Origin of the sequence: Sphingobium sp. TB-6, assembly GCF_012927365.1 — a bacterium.
Taxonomy (GTDB): Bacteria; Pseudomonadota; Alphaproteobacteria; order Sphingomonadales; family Sphingomonadaceae; genus Sphingobium.
Map to the genome: position 1 here is coordinate 21,281 of NZ_JABBGL010000006.1, position 17,765 is coordinate 39,045.

The 17,765-nt window shown below is 62.7% G+C and carries 17 protein-coding genes; 5 read left to right on the top strand and 12 right to left on the bottom strand.

The window, feature by feature from the left end; all coding sequences use genetic code 11:
- Window positions 1-101: 101 nt before the first annotated feature.
- Window positions 102-1,910, top strand: a complete 1,809-nt coding sequence (locus HHL26_RS09915; RefSeq protein ID WP_066557908.1) for a diguanylate cyclase — start codon at window positions 102-104, stop codon at window positions 1,908-1,910.
- Here the strand turns inward: HHL26_RS09915 and HHL26_RS09920 are convergent.
- Window positions 1,896-2,585: an ABC transporter ATP-binding protein gene (locus tag HHL26_RS09920; RefSeq protein WP_066557910.1), complete on the bottom strand. Its 690-nt coding sequence runs from the start codon at window positions 2,583-2,585 to the stop codon at window positions 1,896-1,898. The two genes, HHL26_RS09915 and HHL26_RS09920, sit on opposite strands and share 15 nt — an antisense overlap.
- Entirely contained in the window at window positions 2,578-3,828 is a 1,251-nt protein-coding gene (locus tag HHL26_RS09925) for a lipoprotein-releasing ABC transporter permease subunit (RefSeq protein WP_066561765.1), read from the bottom strand. Before HHL26_RS09925 ends, HHL26_RS09920 begins: the two co-directional genes overlap by 8 nt.
- Before the next feature lie 481 nt (window positions 3,829-4,309).
- Here HHL26_RS09925 and HHL26_RS09930 point away from each other — a divergent pair, with 481 nt between their 5' ends.
- Window positions 4,310-4,774 (top strand): Hsp20 family protein, encoded by a 465-nt coding sequence (locus HHL26_RS09930; protein WP_066557912.1) that lies wholly within the window; start codon window positions 4,310-4,312, stop codon window positions 4,772-4,774.
- Window positions 4,775-4,829: 55 nt separating this feature from the next.
- Here the strand turns inward: HHL26_RS09930 and HHL26_RS09935 are convergent, their stop codons facing one another.
- From HHL26_RS09935 to ccmC, 8 genes are all read right to left on the bottom strand, one after another.
- Window positions 4,830-6,758 carry a potassium transporter Kup gene (locus HHL26_RS09935; RefSeq protein WP_066557914.1) on the bottom strand — a complete coding sequence of 643 codons (1,929 nt, stop codon included), beginning with the start codon at window positions 6,756-6,758 and terminating at the stop codon, window positions 4,830-4,832.
- A 140-nt stretch (window positions 6,759-6,898) separates the two neighbouring features.
- Window positions 6,899-7,546, bottom strand: a complete 648-nt coding sequence (locus HHL26_RS09940) for a cytochrome C biosynthesis protein (RefSeq protein ID WP_066557916.1) — start codon at window positions 7,544-7,546, stop codon at window positions 6,899-6,901.
- Window positions 7,543-7,953, bottom strand: coding sequence for a cytochrome c-type biogenesis protein (locus tag HHL26_RS09945; protein WP_066557918.1), 411 nt, complete (start codon window positions 7,951-7,953; stop codon window positions 7,543-7,545). The genes HHL26_RS09940 and HHL26_RS09945 overlap by 4 nt, the downstream gene beginning before the upstream one ends.
- Window positions 7,950-8,477, bottom strand: coding sequence for a redoxin family protein (locus tag HHL26_RS09950; RefSeq protein WP_197672712.1), 528 nt, complete (start codon window positions 8,475-8,477; stop codon window positions 7,950-7,952). The genes HHL26_RS09945 and HHL26_RS09950 overlap by 4 nt, the downstream gene beginning before the upstream one ends.
- The gene (locus HHL26_RS09955) at window positions 8,474-10,414 is read right to left on the bottom strand and encodes a heme lyase CcmF/NrfE family subunit (protein ID WP_066557922.1); all 1,941 of its coding nucleotides are present in this window, start codon (window positions 10,412-10,414) and stop codon (window positions 8,474-8,476) included. The genes HHL26_RS09950 and HHL26_RS09955 overlap by 4 nt, the downstream gene beginning before the upstream one ends.
- A 12-nt stretch (window positions 10,415-10,426) precedes the next feature.
- Complete coding sequence (gene ccmE, locus HHL26_RS09960; protein ID WP_066557923.1) at window positions 10,427-10,873, bottom strand: cytochrome c maturation protein CcmE; 447 nt, start codon at window positions 10,871-10,873, stop codon at window positions 10,427-10,429.
- Window positions 10,870-10,995 (bottom strand): hypothetical protein, encoded by a 126-nt coding sequence (locus tag HHL26_RS24490; RefSeq protein WP_254911672.1) that lies wholly within the window; start codon window positions 10,993-10,995, stop codon window positions 10,870-10,872. Before HHL26_RS24490 ends, ccmE begins: the two co-directional genes overlap by 4 nt.
- A 3-nt stretch (window positions 10,996-10,998) precedes the next feature.
- Window positions 10,999-11,721, bottom strand: coding sequence for a heme ABC transporter permease CcmC (gene ccmC, locus HHL26_RS09965; RefSeq protein ID WP_066557925.1), 723 nt, complete (start codon window positions 11,719-11,721; stop codon window positions 10,999-11,001).
- 184 nt (window positions 11,722-11,905) lie between these two features.
- On the opposite strand from ccmC, the gene purF reads away from it, so the two are divergent.
- Window positions 11,906-13,384, top strand: a complete 1,479-nt coding sequence (gene purF / locus HHL26_RS09970) for an amidophosphoribosyltransferase (protein WP_066557927.1) — start codon at window positions 11,906-11,908, stop codon at window positions 13,382-13,384.
- Window positions 13,385-13,468: 84 nt separating this feature from the next.
- On the top strand, window positions 13,469-14,194 hold the full coding sequence (locus HHL26_RS09975; RefSeq protein WP_066557935.1) for an SDR family NAD(P)-dependent oxidoreductase: 726 nt from the start codon (window positions 13,469-13,471) through the stop codon (window positions 14,192-14,194).
- A gap of 185 nt (window positions 14,195-14,379) precedes the next feature.
- Here HHL26_RS09975 and HHL26_RS09980 read toward each other — a convergent pair whose 3' ends face one another.
- Window positions 14,380-15,645 carry a cyclopropane-fatty-acyl-phospholipid synthase family protein gene (locus tag HHL26_RS09980; protein ID WP_066557944.1) on the bottom strand — a complete coding sequence of 422 codons (1,266 nt, stop codon included), beginning with the start codon at window positions 15,643-15,645 and terminating at the stop codon, window positions 14,380-14,382.
- Between the two features lie 35 nt (window positions 15,646-15,680).
- A complete protein-coding gene (locus HHL26_RS09985; protein WP_066561767.1) occupies window positions 15,681-17,057 on the bottom strand; it encodes a deoxyribodipyrimidine photo-lyase in 1,377 nt (458 codons plus the stop codon).
- Window positions 17,058-17,256: 199 nt separating this feature from the next.
- Here HHL26_RS09985 and HHL26_RS09990 point away from each other — a divergent pair, with 199 nt between their 5' ends.
- Window positions 17,257-17,742, top strand: coding sequence for an RNA pyrophosphohydrolase (locus HHL26_RS09990; protein WP_066557946.1), 486 nt, complete (start codon window positions 17,257-17,259; stop codon window positions 17,740-17,742).
- Window positions 17,743-17,765: the final 23 nt, after the last annotated feature.

Genomic DNA, 17,765 nt, shown 5'->3' on the forward strand with positions numbered 1-17,765 from the left:
CGGCACCAGCCCCCAGGCCAAGAAAGTCGTGGGTAAAATTGCACCGCGAACGACCGCCGATTAACGTCTCTCCAAGACTTTGGGCTTAGCTTGAAAGGATTATGCGCTTATCCACCATCACCAACTACGCCTATGGCGCCACCGTGGCCCTGACACTGGCATCGGGCGCCGTCATGCTCATGGCGTCCAGCACGGAAGAGAAAGAACGGGCCGCCGTCGAACAGCGGGCCGCCTTCGATCAGATGACCGCCACGCTGGAGGAAGACACCTACCGCCAGACCGAACAGGCGCGGGCCTATGCGATCACAGGCGATCCTTCGCATGTCATCGCCTATCGCCGGGAAAAGGCGACGCTCCGCTCTGTCGAACAGAGAATTCTCCATCTGCGCGATCGGGGAGCCAGCGTCAGCGAACTCGCGGCCCTGCAACAAGGGCTGCACTGGGCCGATGGACTGACCGATGAGCAGGAAGCGGCCATCAACGCCGCCGAAAAAGGCGATCAGGAAACCGCGCGCAAGATCCTGTTCGGTGACGAATATGGCCGGGAACTTGATCGCATCGCCGCTCAGATCGGCAAGTTCCAATATATATTGGATCAACGAACGGAAAACACCGTCCGGCAGGCGACCGAATCGGCACGGCAATGGCGCTTCATGTCGGAAATCATGCTGGGCGCGACCGCCCTGCTGTTCCTGTGCGTCCTCTATTTCATCCTGAAGCAGCGCATCCTGCGCCCGGTGGTGCGGTTGAGCGATGTCGTGACGCGGCTGGCCGCGCAGGATTTCGCTGCCGTGCCGCCCGACTTCCCCCAGGTGGACGAAATTGGCGACATGGCCCAGGCCGTCCGCATTTTCCGGGAAAACGGGCTGGAAAGGCAAAGGCTGGAACAGGAACGGGATACGGACCGGATCACGCGCGACCAGCTTTCGCGCATGACGCAGCGCCTGCAAGGATGCGACAGCATAGGCGATCTTGTCGAGGTCGTCCGGCGTTTCGCGCCTGAAATCGCGCCCGGTTTTGCCGGGCGGCTTTATATCCACGACACCCGCCGCAATGCGATGGTGCAGGCGTGCGACTGGCTGTCGCCCCGGCAGTCGGGCGAGGAATTCGCGCCGACGGCTTGTTGGGCGCTGCGGCGCGGGCAAATCCATAAACCGACCGGCGAACTGGTCGACATTCCCTGCGAGCATCTGGCCGGAAACGTCCTGTCTCCCACCATCTGCATACCGCTGACGGCACAGGGGGAGAGCATCGGCCTACTCTATGTCGAGCAGCCTGATGACGGGACCGCCGATCAGATCAGCCGCACCGAACGATATCTGGAGATGCTGGCCGAGAATATCAGCCTGGCGCTTGCCAATCTGCGGTTGCGCGACGTGCTGCGGCAGATGGCGATGGCCGATCCGCTGACCGGCCTTGCCAACAGGCGCCGCTTCGACACGGTATACAAGGAGCAGGTGATTCGTGCCGAAAGCGCGATGACGCCGCTGGCCTGCCTGATGGTGGACATCGACCATTTCAAGCGGTTCAACGACACGCACGGCCATGATGCTGGCGACGCGGTGCTGCGCGCCGTGGGCGGGGTACTGAACGAAGCGCTGCGCGAAAAGGATTGCGCTTTCCGCCTGGGCGGCGAGGAGTTCGTGCTGCTCATGCCGGGCTTCGCACAGGATCAGGCGATCGACCGGGCCATTCAGGTGCAACAGAAATTGCAGGATCTGCGCGTCGACCATCGGGGCGAGGAATTGGGGCCGATCACCGCATCCTTCGGCCTTGCCGTCTTTCCTGACCATGGCCGGGCGGAAAGGCTGGTCCGGACAGCCGATGCCGCGCTGCTTCGGGCGAAAAATCAAGGGCGCAACCAGATCGTCATCGCGACGGTCCGGGATGCGGCGTCACATCCGGCCTGAACCTTCCTCCAGCAGGCCTTCGTGAAGGCGGACCACCCGGTCCATCTTCTGGGCCAGCCGTTCATTATGCGTCGCCACCAGCGCGGCGGAGCCTTCCTCCCGCACCAGCCGCAGGAACTCCGCCAGCACGACATCGGCGGTCCGCTCGTCCAGATTGCCGGTCGGCTCGTCCGCCAGAACGAGAGCGGGCCGGTTGGCGAGCGCCCGCGCCACAGCCACGCGCTGCTGTTCGCCGCCGGACAACTGGCTCGGCCGGTGTTCAAGGCGATGCCCCAACCCCAATGATCCCAGCAGCGATTCAGCGCGGGCGCGGGCCGTCGCCATGTCGGCGTCACGTATCACCTGCGGCAATATGACATTCTCCGCCGCATTGAAGTCGGGCAGCAGATGATGAAACTGGTAGACGAAACCGAGCGCGTCACGGCGCAACCGCGTCCGCCCGTCATTGTCGAGCTTCGCCGCTTCTTCGCCACCTATGCGGATCGATCCGTCGAAGCCGCCCTCCAGCAGCCCGACCGCCTGTAGCAATGTCGATTTCCCCGATCCCGAAGGACCGAGCAACGCCACGATCTCCCCCTGCGCTACCGCCAGATCGATGCCGCGCAGAACCTCTATGGTGATGCCGCCCTGAGTGAAGCTGCGTTTGAGGCCGCCGACCTTCAATATCTCATTCATAGCGCAGCACCTGCACGGGATCGGTATTGGCGGCCTTGAACGCGGGATAGAGCGTCGCCAGGAAGCTGAAGATCAGCGCCATCAGGCAGATGATCGCGATCTCCACCGGATCGGGCTTGGCCGGCAATTCGGTAAGGAAGCGGATCGAGGGATCCCACAGATTCTGCCCGGTCAGGAACTGGATCGCGTTCACCACGCTCTGACGGAAGAACAGGAAGGTGAAGCCCAGCGCCATGCCCGCCGCCATACCGAGCGACCCGATCGTCACACCCACGGTCATGAATATCTTCACCAGGCCTACGCGGCTCGCCCCCATGGTGCGCAAAATCGCGATATCGCGGGTCTTTGCGCGCACCAGCATGATCAGCGACGAGAGGATGTTGAACACCGCCACCAGCACGATGATCGACAGCACCACGAACATCGCGACCCGTTCCACCGCCAGTGCTTCGAACAGGGACGCGTTCATCTGACGCCAGTCCGTCACGACGGCGCGCCCTGCGACCTTGCCGGCCAGCGGCTCCAATATCGCGGCGACCCGGTCGGCGTTCACGGTCTCGACCTCGATCATGCCGACCACGTCGCCCAGCAGCAACAAGGTCTGTGCGTCTTCCATGGGCATGACCACGAACGCCTTGTCATAATCATAGATGCCGACTTCGAAGATGGCGGCAACCTGATAGGAAACCTGTCGCGGAACAGTGCCGAAGGGCGTCGACCGGCCCGCCGGATTGATGATGGTGATGCTGTCGCCCAACTGGATGCCCAGATTTTCCGCCAGGCGCGAGCCGAGCGCCACCTTGCCGCCATTAGGTGTCAGCGCGTTCAGGCTGCCTGCGACGACCTTTGCCTTTAGCGTCGCATTGTTGCGAATGTCGTTCACGATCATGCCGCGTACCAGCACCGCTTCCACCCGGCCCTGGAAGCTGCCGAGCAAGGGCTGCTCGATCAGCGGCGTGGCGCTGGTCACGCCGGGCGTCGCCTTCGCCTCCTTCAGCACCGCCTTCCAGTCCGGCAGGCGCCCGCCATAGCCTTGAACGACGGCATGGCCGTTGAGGCCCACGATCTTGTCGAACAGTTCGGCGCGGAAGCCGTTCATCACGCTCATCACGATGATGAGCGCCGCCACCCCCAGCATCACCGCCACCAGGCTGATGCCGGCGACCAGGAAGATAAATCCCTCCCCCTTGCCGGGCAGCAGGTAACGCTTGGCAATCATGCGTTCGTATCGGGATAGAATCATGATGGCGCGGACGGCCTCTCGATTGGGATAGGGCAGCCCGTCTAGCACGCTCTCGACCGACGGCAAGCATTGCCGATTGTTGCATGGGAGCCACAGCCGTCTGGGGAAAATTACAATGCCCGGAAATAGCCCGTGACAGCGGCCCGCTCTGCCCATAGCAAAGGCCTCGAAGCACAGGTAAATGGCCGTGGTTCAGGGATACTGCATCCCGCTTCGAGCTTAGGGGGCTAAGAAGCGGTTGAGGCAGGCCAAGGGGGAGACGAGCAATCGTCCATTAGTACCCGGGTCGTGGAAACATGGCCCGGGTACTTTTTATTTGGGCCATCGCCCGCGCCATATTCGCATTTCAATAGCTCTTGAAACGCACTTCCGTCGAACCATATCGAATGCGTCCAACCGCCATACGGGGTTGGACATGGTTCCGCCGGATGCCTTGTCCTGGGTCCGGCATGTTCATTTTGCTCTTTGGGAGATTATGACAATGCGTGGTTTTGACCTGACCCCCTATCGCCGCTCGACCGTGGGTTTCGACCGTCTGTTCGACCTGATTGAAAACAATGCACGGTTGAGCCAAGGCGACAATTATCCCCCGTTCAACATCGAACGGCTTTCCGAAGATCGCTATCGCGTCACGCTCGCCGTGGCGGGATTCCGCGCCGATGAGATCGACATCACTGCCCAGCAGAACCTGCTTCAGGTGACTGGACGGAAGGATGAAGCGCAGGGAGGCGCCCGCTCCCATTTCCTGCATGTCGGCATCGCCAATCGCAGCTTCGAACGCCGTTTCGAACTCGCTGATTTCGTGCGGGTGGAAAAGGCCGATTTGGCCGACGGTCTGCTGACGATCGAACTGGTGCGCGAAGTTCCCGAGGCGATGAAGCCGAAGAAGATCGCGATCAACGGTGGCCAGCTTGTGGAGATCAACGGCGACCGCGACGCTGCCTGATCCGCTTCACTTAAAAACGGGGCGCGGCGATCCTGCCGCGCCCCGTTTTTCTAGATCAGATCTCAACCTGACTGCCCAGTTCGACCACGCGATTGGTCGGCAACCGGAAGAATTCCATCGCGCTTTCCGCGTTACGCAGCATCCAGGCGAAAATCTTCTCACGCCAGAGCGGCATACCCGGCTTGGCGGACGGCAGCAGAGTCTGCCGCGCGAGGAAGAAGCTGGTGTCCATCATCCTGAACGCCTGGCCGCAACCTGTCACATTTTTGAGCGCGGCGGGAACATCAGGCTCCTGCATGAAGCCATATTGCAGGACCAGGCGGAAGAAACCGCGGCCCAGATCTTCCAGTCTGCAACGCCCGTCATCCTCGACAACGGGCACATCCTTGATCTTGACGGTCAACAGGATGACGCGCTCATGCAAGACTTTGTTATGCTTGAGATTGTGCAGCAGCGCATGCGGAACGCCGTCGGGCGTCGAGGTCATGAAAACCGCCGTGCCAGGCACGCGGACGGCGCTGTTCGCGGCGGACGCGACGAAGACAGGGATCGGCATGGCCGCTTCGCGCAGCCGGTCCTGCACCAGCCGGCGTCCCCGCGACCAGGTGGTGAGCAGCGTGAAGATCACGAAGCCGATCAGCAGCGGGAACCAGCCGCCGGCGGGCACCTTCGTGAGATTCGCGGCCAGATAGGCGCCATCCACCAGGAACAGCACCGACAGCAAGGGCGCGGAATAATACCAGCGCCACTTCCACAGGCGGTAAAGCAACACGGTGAGCAGCACATTGTCGATGAACATCGCACCCGTGACGGCGATGCCATAGGCTGCGGTCAGGTTAGATGACGTCTGGAACACCAGCACCAGCAGGATCACCATGATCATGAGTCCCCAGTTGATCAGGGGAATGTAAATCTGCCCTGCGGTCGACGCGCTGGTATGGGCGATCCGCAAGCGCGGCATGAAGCCGAGCTGGATCGCCTGCTGCGTGACGGAGAAGGCGCCGGAGATCACCGCCTGGCTGGCGATGATCGCCGCCAGCGTCGCAAGGCCGACTAGCGGCAATTGGGCCCATTGCGGCGCCAGATAATAAAAGGGGCTGTGCAGGGCCGAAGCGCCCTCGCGAAACAGCAGCGCGCCCTGCCCCATATAGTTCATCATCAGCGCGGGCAGGACGAAGGTCAGCCACGACACCCGGATCGGGCTGCGTCCGAAATGGCCCATATCGGCGTAGAGCGCTTCGGCACCCGTCACCGCCAGCACGATCGCGCCCAAAGCGAGAAAGGCGGGGAGCGGATCGGTCACGAAGAACATGACGGCCCAATAAGGGTTGAACGCGTAGAGAATGCCGGGCGTCTTGGCGATGCTGATAATGCCAAGAACCGCGATCGTCAGGAAATAGAACAGCATGATCGGGCCGAACAGCGAAGCGACGCGATTCGTCCCCAATCCCTGTATCCAGAACAGGCCCAGCAGAATGATGATCGCCGCCGGCAGGATCAGCGGGGCGAGGTTGCTATTATAGACCGCCAGCCCCTCGACCGCCGACAGCACCGAAACGGCGGGCGTGATCATCGAGTCGCCATAGAAAAGCGATGTCGCGAACACGCCCAGCAATACGATCCCCCGCGACCATCGCTGCGTCTTGGTCTGGCCGTTGATCAGCGCCAGCAGGGCAAGGCTGCCCCCCTCCCCCTTATTGTCGGCGCGCATGATGACGGTGACATATTTGAGGGTCACGACCAGCATCATCGACCAGAACATCAGGCTGATGACGCCCAATATATGGTCCGGATCGAGGTCCAGATGATGATGCCCGGCAAAGGTTTCCCGGAATGCGTAAAGCGGGCTGGTGCCGATATCGCCGAACACGATCCCGATCGCGCCGACGACCAGCTTCAGCGTCGCCTTCTGTCCCGCATGGCCGTGATCATGGGCGCTTTCGTCATCGGCGCGCACGGCGCCGCCAGTGATCCCGTCAGCCATGGAGAAAATGCCGAATTGTCATGATCTTTGGACACCCGAACGGGGAAGCGACCGTCTTGCCATTTCATAGCCCCCGCAAACCGCCGCGCCCTATCATGGCTCCAGAGTGGTGGCAATGATGCCGCTGCGGCTTTGATCGCTTATCGGCTGTCAGGCCCAAGCCCAGACCCAAGCATGGCGTCGATACGCGCGATGTTGCTTTCGAGTTCCTTCTTGACCTCGCTGCCCTCGGGCGCGCTAACGGCAAGCGGCGCCCAGAGCGCACGAGCCTCCTTGAGTTGCCCCGCACGGGCAAGCGCCAGACCGTAGAAATAGCGCGGCGCCGGACCTTCGGGATCGATCGCCATGGCGCGGCGGTACGCGAAATCGGCCGATGGGGACAGCACCCCGCCTGCATGCGCCACCAACGCATTGCCGAATCCCAGCCACAGATTGGGATCGTCGGGCGTTTCGCGAAGACCGGACAGCAGCACATTAGCCGCTTCCTTCGTCTTCCCCTGACGCCCGAGGCCATCCGACAACATCAGCCACTGGCCCGCCTTGCCATAGCGCTCGGCAAGGCCCCGGCGCTGTTCGGCAAGCTTCTCGTCAAAGGCCGCGCCGCCTTTGTCCGCCGCTTGTCGGGGCGAGCCCGCCAATCCCGGTTTCCCCTGCCAGGCGTAGCCAGCAAGGCCCAGCAGCAGGGCAGCGGCCGTGATCTCCCAGGCCGGGCGCGGAATCCGGCCGATCGCTACAAGCGCCACGCTCACCATGATCACCAATGCGGCGGCGATGATCCAACCGGTCATGACCGCCTCCACCGCTTGATCCGCCCGCGCAGCAGCAGCAGTCCCAGCCCCAGCAGAACCAGCGGCGCGGCCCAAAGCGGCCAGAGGATCGGTTCGGCTGTCGGCTCATAGCTCACCCAGTCGCCATAGCGCTCGATCAGCCAGGCGCGGATATGTTCGGGCTGCTCGCCCGCCATGATACGTTCACGGATCTGCGAGCGCAGGTCACCGGCCATGCTGGCATTGCTGTCGGCTATCGACTGGCTCTGACAGGTGAGGCAGCGGATCGTTTCCATGAGCGTCCGCGCCTTTTTCTCCAGCGCCGGGTCTTCGATCTGGCGGTCGGCATAGGGCGCGGGGGGCAGAGCGGACTGTGCGAAGACAGGGACGCTCAGCATCAGCGCCAGCAAGGCTACCACCATCTTCATTGCGCGCTCCTCAACCGGTCGAGGATCATCGGCACGTCATCCTCGCGAATGTCGCCCACATGCTGATAGGCGATGCGGCCCTTTCCGTCGATGATGAAGCTTTCGGGAACGCCGGACGAACCCAGCGCGATCTGCACCTCGCTCCGCGCATCCAGGCCGATGTGGGCATAGGGATTGCCGTAGCGCTTGAGGAAGGCGTCGACATCGGGTCGCGCATCGCGGATGGCTATGGCGTCGATTTCCACGCCTGCCTGCTTGAGCGCCAGCAATTGCGGCGCTTCAGCCGCGCAGGGAACACACCAGCTCGCGAAGATATTGAGCAGGCGCGGCTTGCCGCTTGCGAGCTCTGTGCTTGCGAGCGGAGGCCGATCGCTCGCGGCGGCGGGCAGGACGAAGGCGGGCAGCGATTTGCCCACCAGTTTCGAGCTGATAATCCGGTCGTCGGGACGCAGCAGCCCGCTCGCGAACAACCCGAAAAAGCCGAGGAACAGCGCCAGCGGCAGCCAGATGAGCAGCTTCCTCATGCGACGGCCTCCATGGCCTTCCGCATGCGCCATTTGAGCAGCCAGCCGCGCCGCTCCCGCCCGACCATCGCCAGCGCGCCGCCCAGCGCGATCAGGAAGCCGCCAAACCAGATCAGCGTCACGAACGGCTTCCACCAGATGCGGAGCTGCCAGCGGCCCTCATCTGCCTCTTGTCCCAGCACGACGTAGAGCTGGCCGTTCCAGCGCGTCAGCAGCGCGGCTTCGGTCGTGGTCGTCGGCGGAGAGGCGAAGAAGCGTGACTGGGGATGCAGCAGGACAGGTTCGCCTCCATCGCGGCTCGCTTCCATATCGGCCTGGAGCGCGGTCCAATTGTCGCCCGCGATCGGTAATATCTGCTTGAAACGGAGCGTCCAGCCCGCCGTCTCCACCGTGTCGCCGGGGCGTGCCGCCACCAGCTTTTCCACCGTAAAGGCCGAATCGCAGGCCATGCCAGCCAGGCTGACCGCGCAGCCCAAATGAGCGATCACCATGCCCCAGGTGAAGAGCGGCGTCCGGCGCAGATTGCGCTTCCAGAGCGGCGCGACACTTCCCACGGCGACCGCCAGAGCGATCACCAGACCAAGGAAGGGCAATATGCCGATCCGCCCCCAGGCCAATACCGCCAATGCGAGAAAGACCAATATTCCCACCGCCAGCGGGACCATCATGCGCCGGGTCACTTCCCGCATCCGGTCACGCCGCCAGCGGGTCAGGGGGCCGAGGATCATGACGAGCATCAACGTTAGCGCGACCGGGCCTGCGATGCGGTCGAAATAGGGCGCGCCGACCGACACCTTATGGCCAAAGGCTTCGGTCAGCAGCGGATAGAGCGTGCCGATCAGCACCAGCCCCAATATCACCGAGAGCAGCAGATTGTTGACGACCAGCATGGTTTCCCGGCTGACCAACTCGAACGGCGCGCCCTCACGAACCGCGCCGACGCGCCAGCCGAACAGCGCCAGCGCGCCGCCGATGTAGATGCCGAGCAGCGCCAGAATGAAAGTGCCGCGCTCCGGATCGACGGCAAAGGCATGGACGCTGGTCAAAATGCCCGACCGGACCAGGAAAGTGCCGACCATCGACATGGAAAAAGCAATCACCGCCAGCATCACCGTCCATGCGCGCAAGGCGTCTCGCGTCGCCAGCACGGTCACGCTATGCAGCAACGCAGTCGCCGCCAGCCAAGGCATGAGCGAAGCATTTTCCACCGGGTCCCAGAACCACCAACCGCCCCAGCCCAGCTCATAATAGGCCCAATAGCTGCCCGCCGTGATGCCGAGCGTCAGCAATATCCACGCGCCCAGAACCCAGGGCCGCATGGCGCGCGCGAAGGCGGCGTCCACCTGCCGGGTCAGCAGCGCGCCCACGGCGAAGGAAAAGGCAACGGACAGGCCAACATAGCCGAGGTAAAGCGTCGGCGGATGGAAGGCGAGGCCCGGATCCTGCAACAGCGGATTGAGCCCCTGCCCGTCCGCTGCCGGCGGATCGATGCGAGCAAAGGGATTGGAGGCGAAAAGCAGGAAAGCGTAGAAACCGAGGCTGATCGCCGCCTGCCCGCCCAGCGTCGCCATGTGCGTTTCGCGCCGCAACGCCCGCTCGAACAGGGCGACGGCGGCGCCCGCCACGCCCATCACCGTTACCCAGAGCAGCATCGACCCTTCATGATTGCCCCAGGTTCCGGCGAATTTGTAGAGCCAGGGCTTCATCGAATGGCTGTTGGTGACGACGAGCAGGACCGACATGTCGGATCGCAGGAACAGCGTGATCAGCAGGGCAAAGGCCATCGCCGTCAGCACCCCCTGCGCCACCGCCACGGGCCGCACCGCGCCCAGCAGTTCGCTCTTGCCTCCGGCAAGGCCGATCGCCGCCAATGCCAACTGAAGCAGGGCCAGCGACGCGGCAAGCCATAATGCGGCAAGGCCAGCCTCAGCGATCATGCCTGCTCCGCTTCACTGATCCGCCTTCATCTTGTGGGTCTTCTCATCATAGCTCATGCCTTCCAGCTCACGCGGCATGTAGCGCTCATCATGTTTGGCCAGCAAATTGGTGGCCTGGAAGGTGCCGCCTGCATCGAACGCCCCCTCCGCCACCACGCCCGAACCTTCGCGAAAGAGATCAGGGGCAATGCCCCTGAAACTGGCAGGTACGGTCGCCTTGCCGTCGGTGACGACGAAATGGATGGTGACGCCGTCGCTCGCCCGCTTGAAGCTGCCCTTAACCACCATGCCGCCCAGCCGGATCGCCTTGCCCGGCTCGACGCCCTTGGTCTTCACGTCATTGGGGGCGTAGAAATAAGCCGCCTCGTCCTTGAGCGCGGACGCCGCCAGCAGGCCCGCGCCGATCAGCGCGGCCAATGCCACCACGGCCAGGATCAGTCTTTGATGCTTCGCCTTCATGCGCGGTCCGCCGTTGCCTTGCTTTCAGCGCCGCGCATCGCGCGCCAACTGAGCAGGCTGATGAGGCCGGTACCCAACAAGGTCAGCGCATAGGCGCCGATGACGAAAGCCCACTGATTCATCCATTATCCCCGAGCAAGCCGCTGCATCCGCGCTTCGATCTTGTTCTGCGCCAATATGGCGCGCATGCGCATCAGCACGATCGCGGCGAAAAGCAAGGTAAATCCAAGCAGGGTGAAACCCAGCGGCCAGAGCAGCGCCGTATCGATGCTCGACCCGCGCAGGGTGATGCTGGGGCCTTGATGCAGGCTGTTCCACCACACCACAGAGCGGTTGATGATCGGGATGTTGATCGCTCCGACCAGTCCGAAAATGGCGGTGACCGGACTGACCCCGCCGCTGCCCTGGCGCGCGCTGGCATTGGCGAGCGCGATATAGCCGAGATAGAGGAACAACAGCACCAGCATGGAGGTCATGCGCCCGTCCCATTCCCACCAGGTGCCCCAGGTCGGACGCCCCCAGATCGATCCGGTGATGAGGCAGATCGCGGTGAAAAAGGCTCCCGGCACGGCAATGGCCCGCCCCGCCACGGCGGCAAGCGGATGGCGCCAGACCAGTTGCATCAGCGCGGCGATGGCGATGCCGGTCCATCCCCCCATGCCCAGCCAGGCGGCGGGAACATGGATATAGAGGATCCGCACCGTATCGCCCTGAAGATAATCCGCCGGTGTCAGGAACAGGCCGCAGCCAGCCCCGGTCAGCAGCAAAATCAGCCCCGGCCAGAACAGCCAGACCGTCAGCGGCCGGGCAATTTTGAGGAAGCGTGCAGGATTGGCGAAACGATGCATGAGAAGAGGCTATTAGCTTTCCAAATGCCTCAAGGCCAGTAGACCTTTTTCCCAATTTAAGTCGCCGGAAAATCGCGATTGGCCCCGGCCATGTCCCCTTTTTTGTGACAGACAGGCGACAAACCGTCCCTGACGCACTATATGCGCGCAAAAGCCGCCCTGATGAGTGCGGACAGGATTGGCAATGGACCATCAAAAACCCATGTTTACGACGAACCCGTTCGACGACGACAAACTGCGTGAGGAATGCGGCATTTTCGGCGTTTTCAACGCTGAAACCGCATCCGCCATGGTCGCTCTTGGCCTTCATGCGCTCCAGCATCGCGGCCAGGAAGCCGCGGGCATCACCAGTTGGGACGGCCATGATTTCCACACCCATAGGGCGATGGGGCATGTGGCTGGCAATTTCGATCGCGACGAAGTGATTCGGGCTCTTCCCGGCGGCGCGGCCTGCGGCCATGTCCGCTATTCGACCACTGGCGAAACGTCGCTGCGCAATGTCCAGCCGCTTTACGCAGAGCTAAGCTCGGGCGGTTTCGCCGTCGCGCATAACGGCAATATTTCCAATGCCATGAAGCTGCGCCGGGAGCTGATCCGCCGCGGATCGATCTTCCAGTCGACCTCCGATACGGAGGTCATCATCCATCTGGTCGCCACCTCGACCTACCGGACGCTGCTCGACAAATTCATCGATGCGCTGAAGCAGGTCGAGGGCGCCTATTCGCTGATCGTCATGACGCCCGAGGGCATGGTCGCCTGCCGCGATCCGTTGGGCATTCGCCCCCTCGTGATGGGCAAGCTGGGCGATTCGATCATCTTCGCTTCCGAAACCGTCGCCTTCGACGTGGTGGGCGCGGAGCATGTCCGCTCGATCGATCCGGGCGAACTGGTCATCGTCACCCATGACGGCGAAGTGCGCAGCCACCGCCCCTTTGGCGAGACGCACGCGCGCCCCTGCATTTTCGAGCATGTCTATTTCAGCCGTCCCGATTCGGTCGTCGACGGCTCCAGCGTCTATTCCGTCCGCAAGGCGATCGGCGCGCAGCTTGCCATCGAAAATCCGGTCGAGGCGGACTATGTCATCCCGGTACCCGACAGCGGCGTTCCGGCGGCGATCGGCTATGCTCAGCAGTCGGGCATTCCCTTCGAACTGGGCATCATCCGCTCGCACTATATCGGCCGCACCTTCATCCAGCCGGGCGACAAGGTCCGCCATCTGGGCGTGAAGCTGAAGCATAATGCCAACCGCGCTTTGATCGAGGGCAAGCGTATCGTCCTGATCGACGATTCGATCGTGCGCGGCACCACCTCGCTCAAGATCGTGCAGATGATGCGCGAAGCGGGCGCCAAGGAGGTGCATATGCGCATAGCCAGCCCGCCGACCAAACATAGCTGCTTCTATGGCGTCGACACGCCGGAGCGGACCAAGCTGCTGGCGCATCGGCTGGACATTGGCGGGATGCAGGATTTCATCCACGCCGACAGCCTGTCCTTCATCTCGATCGATGGCCTGTACAAGGCGCTGGGTGAAGCCAAGCGCGCGGACATCCGGCCGCAATATTGCGATGCCTGCTTCACCGGCGATTATCCCACGACCCTGACCGACCAGGACGAGGTCGTGGTGCAGAACCAGCTCGAATTGCTGGCCGAACGGGTGGTCTGAACCCCTTTTATTTCGCTACATGGACGGGCCTGACGCTTTGCAGCTTCCGGCCCGTCTCTTCCTGACCCTGATGAGGGATATTCCATGTCGACTCAGCCTCTTTCCGGCCAGCCCCTTTCCGGTAAGCTTGCTCTCGTCACCGGAGCGAGCCGCGGTATCGGCGCCGCCACGGCAGAAGCGCTGGCCGCCGCTGGCGCGCATGTCATCCTTACCGCCCGGACCAACGGCGGGCTGGAAGAGGTAGAGGATCGCATCCATCAGGCCGGCGGCAGCGCGACCATAGCGCCACTGGACCTGATCGACGGCGAAAGTGTCGGGCGATTGGCGCAAGCCATTTCAGGCCGCTGGCAGGCGCTCGACATATTGGTTCTCAATGCGGCGACGCTGGGCAGCCTCGCTTCGGTTCCAGCCATCGACGCGAAGGAATTCGCTCGTTTGCTGACGCTGAACATAGCCGCGCCCCAAGCCTTGATCGCCGCCTTTGACGGCATGCTCCGGGCGAGTGGCGATGCGCGGGTTGTGGCCATCACCTCCTCGGTCGGCGCAAAGCCGCGGGCTTATTGGGGCGCTTATGGGGCTTCGAAAGCGGCGCTGGAAACGCTGGTCGGCGCCTATGGCGAGGAAGTGAAGAATATTTCCGCCATTCGTACCCATATCGTCGATCCAGGCGCCACGCGTACGGCGATGCGCGCGCGCGCTTTTCCCGGCGAAGATCCGACGGCGCTCAAGGATCCGGCTATTGTGGGACGCGCTATTGTCGATCTGGCGATTGCGGATACGCCCGACGGATACCGGACGCGTATCGATTAGGCGTTCGGGATTCGGTCGTGGCTGGAATTGGCCAATTGCTGACGAGAGATATCCGTTCGGGCGGAGCGAGGCTCCCATGCTTCGCCTTCGCTCAGCAAGATCCTTCGACAAGCTCAGGGCGAACGGAAACTGAAAGTCCGCTTCCCACCCATTACAGCCATAGGCTAAGCTGAATTCCCGACATTCTAAGCCGGTTTCACCAACGTAACCTGCGCGACATCGATCGTACCGCCGCGAAAGCCGCCTTCGCAATACATCAGATAATAGCGCCAGAGATCGACGAAATGCTGGTCGAAGCTGGCAGGCAGCAACCCCTTGTCGATCGCCCGGTCGAAGCGTTCGCGCCACCGCCGAAGCGTTTCGGCATAGTGCGGCCCAAAGCGGTGGACATCGCTCCATTCCAGGCTCCGGGCTTCCGCCAGGGCGCGAAAGCGGCTTTCTGAAATCAGCATGCCGCCCGGAAATACATAGCTCTGGATGAAGTCCGCCCCGCGGGCATAGCTTTCGAATATCGCGTCATCGATCAATATATATTGAATCGCCGCCCTCCCTCCCGGCTTGAGCAGCCTGGCGATCGCCTCAAGATAGGCGGGCCAATAGCGTTCCCCTACCGCCTCCACCATTTCCACGCTCGCGATCGCGTCATATTGCCCCTGGGCGTCGCGATAATCCCGAAGAATGATGTTCGCCCCAGACCCCAGCCGATCACGAGCATAGTACGCCTGCTCGACCGACAGCGTGAGCCCGTCATAATGGATCGGGCAGCGCGCCATCGCCTGCTCGGCAAGGCCGCCCCAACCGCAGCCGATCTCCAGCAACGAGTCGCCTTCGCGCAGGTCGAGCCGGTCGAGAATGGCGTCGACCTTCCTTTGTTGCGCCCGTTCGAGACTTTCAATCCGGTCATCGGGATCGCGAAACAGGCCGCTGGAATAATGCATGGTCCGGTCGAGCCACAATCCGTAAAAATCATTCCCCAGATCATAATGATAGGCGATGTTGCGGCGTGAACCCTTGCGGCTGTTGCGGCGCGCCCAATGCACCACCCGGCCGATCCAGCGGGCTGGCCCGCGTGGACGGGCGACATTGCCCAGGCTGACGGCATTGGCCATGAACAGGGCGAAAAGCGGAACCGGGTCGGGACTGGTCCACTCCCCGCGCGCCCAGGCTCTATACCAGCCTGCCGATCCGCTAGCGATCAGGCGAAGCAGCGCCCGCCACCGCAGCAGATGAACCTCGCATTCCGGCCCCGGTTCTCGACAGCCGAGCAAGCGCTGGCTGCCGTCGGGCAGAATGGCGTGCAAGGAGCCCCTCTCCAGCCCCAGATCGATGCGGTCGAGCAGCTTGTGAAATTGCCGGGCCGCAAGCTGGCCCAGCCACGCGTGGCTGCGGCGATCCAGCGGGCGCCTGACCGGCACTGCCGCCCTGCCGCGACGAGGTTCGATGGCGTTCATTTTTCCATTCTGCCCGATGGTTTACGGCATCGCAATCATGGCTTGCAGTGACGCCAGGCGGCCAGTGCGCTCTCCCGTCCTTCCCTGTGGCCGATGCACTTGGCCGGATAATCGGGCGGGCGCACGCCATGAATGTCGGGGTCGTGAATGCGATCATCGTCCAGATGCGCCAGCTCCGGCACCCATGTCCTGATATAGCCGGCGGCGTCGAATTTTTCCGACTGTGTCAGGGGCGCCATGATACGCGAAAAGATATTGGCATCGACGCCGCTGCCCGCAACCCATTGCCAGTTGACGCTGTTATTGGCGTAGCTTGCATCGACCAGCGTATCCCAGAACCAGCGCGCGCCGTGCCGCCAGTCGATCAGCAGATGCTTGATCAGGAAACTTGCCGCGATCATGCGGACGCGATTGTGCATCCAGCCGGTCGTCCAGAGCTGGCGCATCCCCGCATCGACGATCGGATAGCCGGTGCGCCCGGTTTTCCACGCCTCAAAATCGCTTCCGGCCTCTCCAAGATCGCGCCAGGGCATGGCGTCGAACGCCTCCCGCGCATTTTCGGAACCATAAGTGGGCATCGCCCAGATCTGGGTGTGAGCATAGTCGCGCCAGATCAATTCCTTGAGGAAGGTGGTCGCATCGCCGGGCGCTCCGGCGACCCGGTGCCAGACATAGGCGGGCGACACTTCCCCGAAATGGAGATGGGGCGAAAGGCGCGAGCTTCCCTCCTGCGACGGCAGGTTCCGCGCTCTGTCATAATCCGCCGCCTTGTCCAGAAATGCCGCGACATTGGCCCGTGCCCCCGCCTCGCCAGGCGTCCAATCGCGGGAAAAGGCTGCGGCCCAATCCGGCTTCGTCGGCAAAAGCCGCCAATCGTCGAGCGAATCGCTTTTCGGCCATTGCGGAGGCGCATCTATATGCGAGGGCGCATGGGCTGGCGCAGCGGGGGGCATCTGTTCCATCACGGCGCGCGCGAAGGGCGTGTAGATTCGATAGCTGTTTCCTCCGCCCGTCCGCACCGCACCCGGCGGCAACAACAACCCGCCATCGTGCAGGCAAAGGTCCAGCCTTTTGGCGAGCGCCTTTTCCGCATTGCGCCACCATGGCTCATAATGGTGCAGCGCATGAACGCGCCGGGCTCCAGTCTCCTCGGCAATTTGGGTGAGCTGATCGATGCAGTCGCCTTGCCTCAGAATCAGGCGGGAACCCCTGTCCCGCAGATTTTCATCCAGACTGGTGACGCTGTGATGCAGCCACCAGCGCGATGCACCGCCGATTTTCCACTGACGGGGCGCCTGATCGTCCAGCACATAGACGGGAATCACCGGCCCCTCCTGCACGGCGGCGGCCAGCGCGGCCTGATCGGCAAGGCGCAGATCCTGGCGAAACCAGACGAGAACGGGGTTCGGCATGGAAGCGGCCATGCCATGGGCGGGGCGCGGTTCCAAGCCTTTGTCCCCATTTGATGCGAAGCGCTGCACAAATCGCCGCGTCGGACATTTTCGGCCATGGACGTGCGGCGTGGCGCCGCTTATTCTCGCACTGCACAAAGCGGCAAGCCGGGCGCAAAGCCGGGGCGGCATGCTGGAGACAACGACCAGGGACTAAACGATGGCGTCGATGCCGAATGATTCAGAACTCGCCTACCGGCCTTGCGTCGGTATCATGCTCGTCAACATGGATGGCCAGGTCTTCGTGGGCCAGCGGATCGATAATGCGGTCGAAGCCTGGCAGATGCCGCAGGGCGGCATCGATGACGGCGAAGACATGAAGGCAGCCGCTCTCCGCGAACTGAATGAGGAGACCGGCATCATCCGCGAGCATGTCGAAATCATCGCCAAGGCCCGGGAAGAGCATTTCTATGACTTGCCGCCCGAGCTGATCGGCAAGCTGTGGGGCGGTAAATATCGCGGCCAGCGGCAATATTGGTACCTCGCCCGCTTTCTGGGCACTGACGAGGACATCGATATCCAGACGGCGCACCCGGAATTTCGCGAGTGGAAATGGGCCGAGCCAGAAAGCCTGCCCGACCTGATCGTGCCGTTCAAACGCAAGCTATACCGCGATATTCTACAGGAATTCAGGGACTTGATCTGAAAGAGGGTTAAAATCAGCGATCA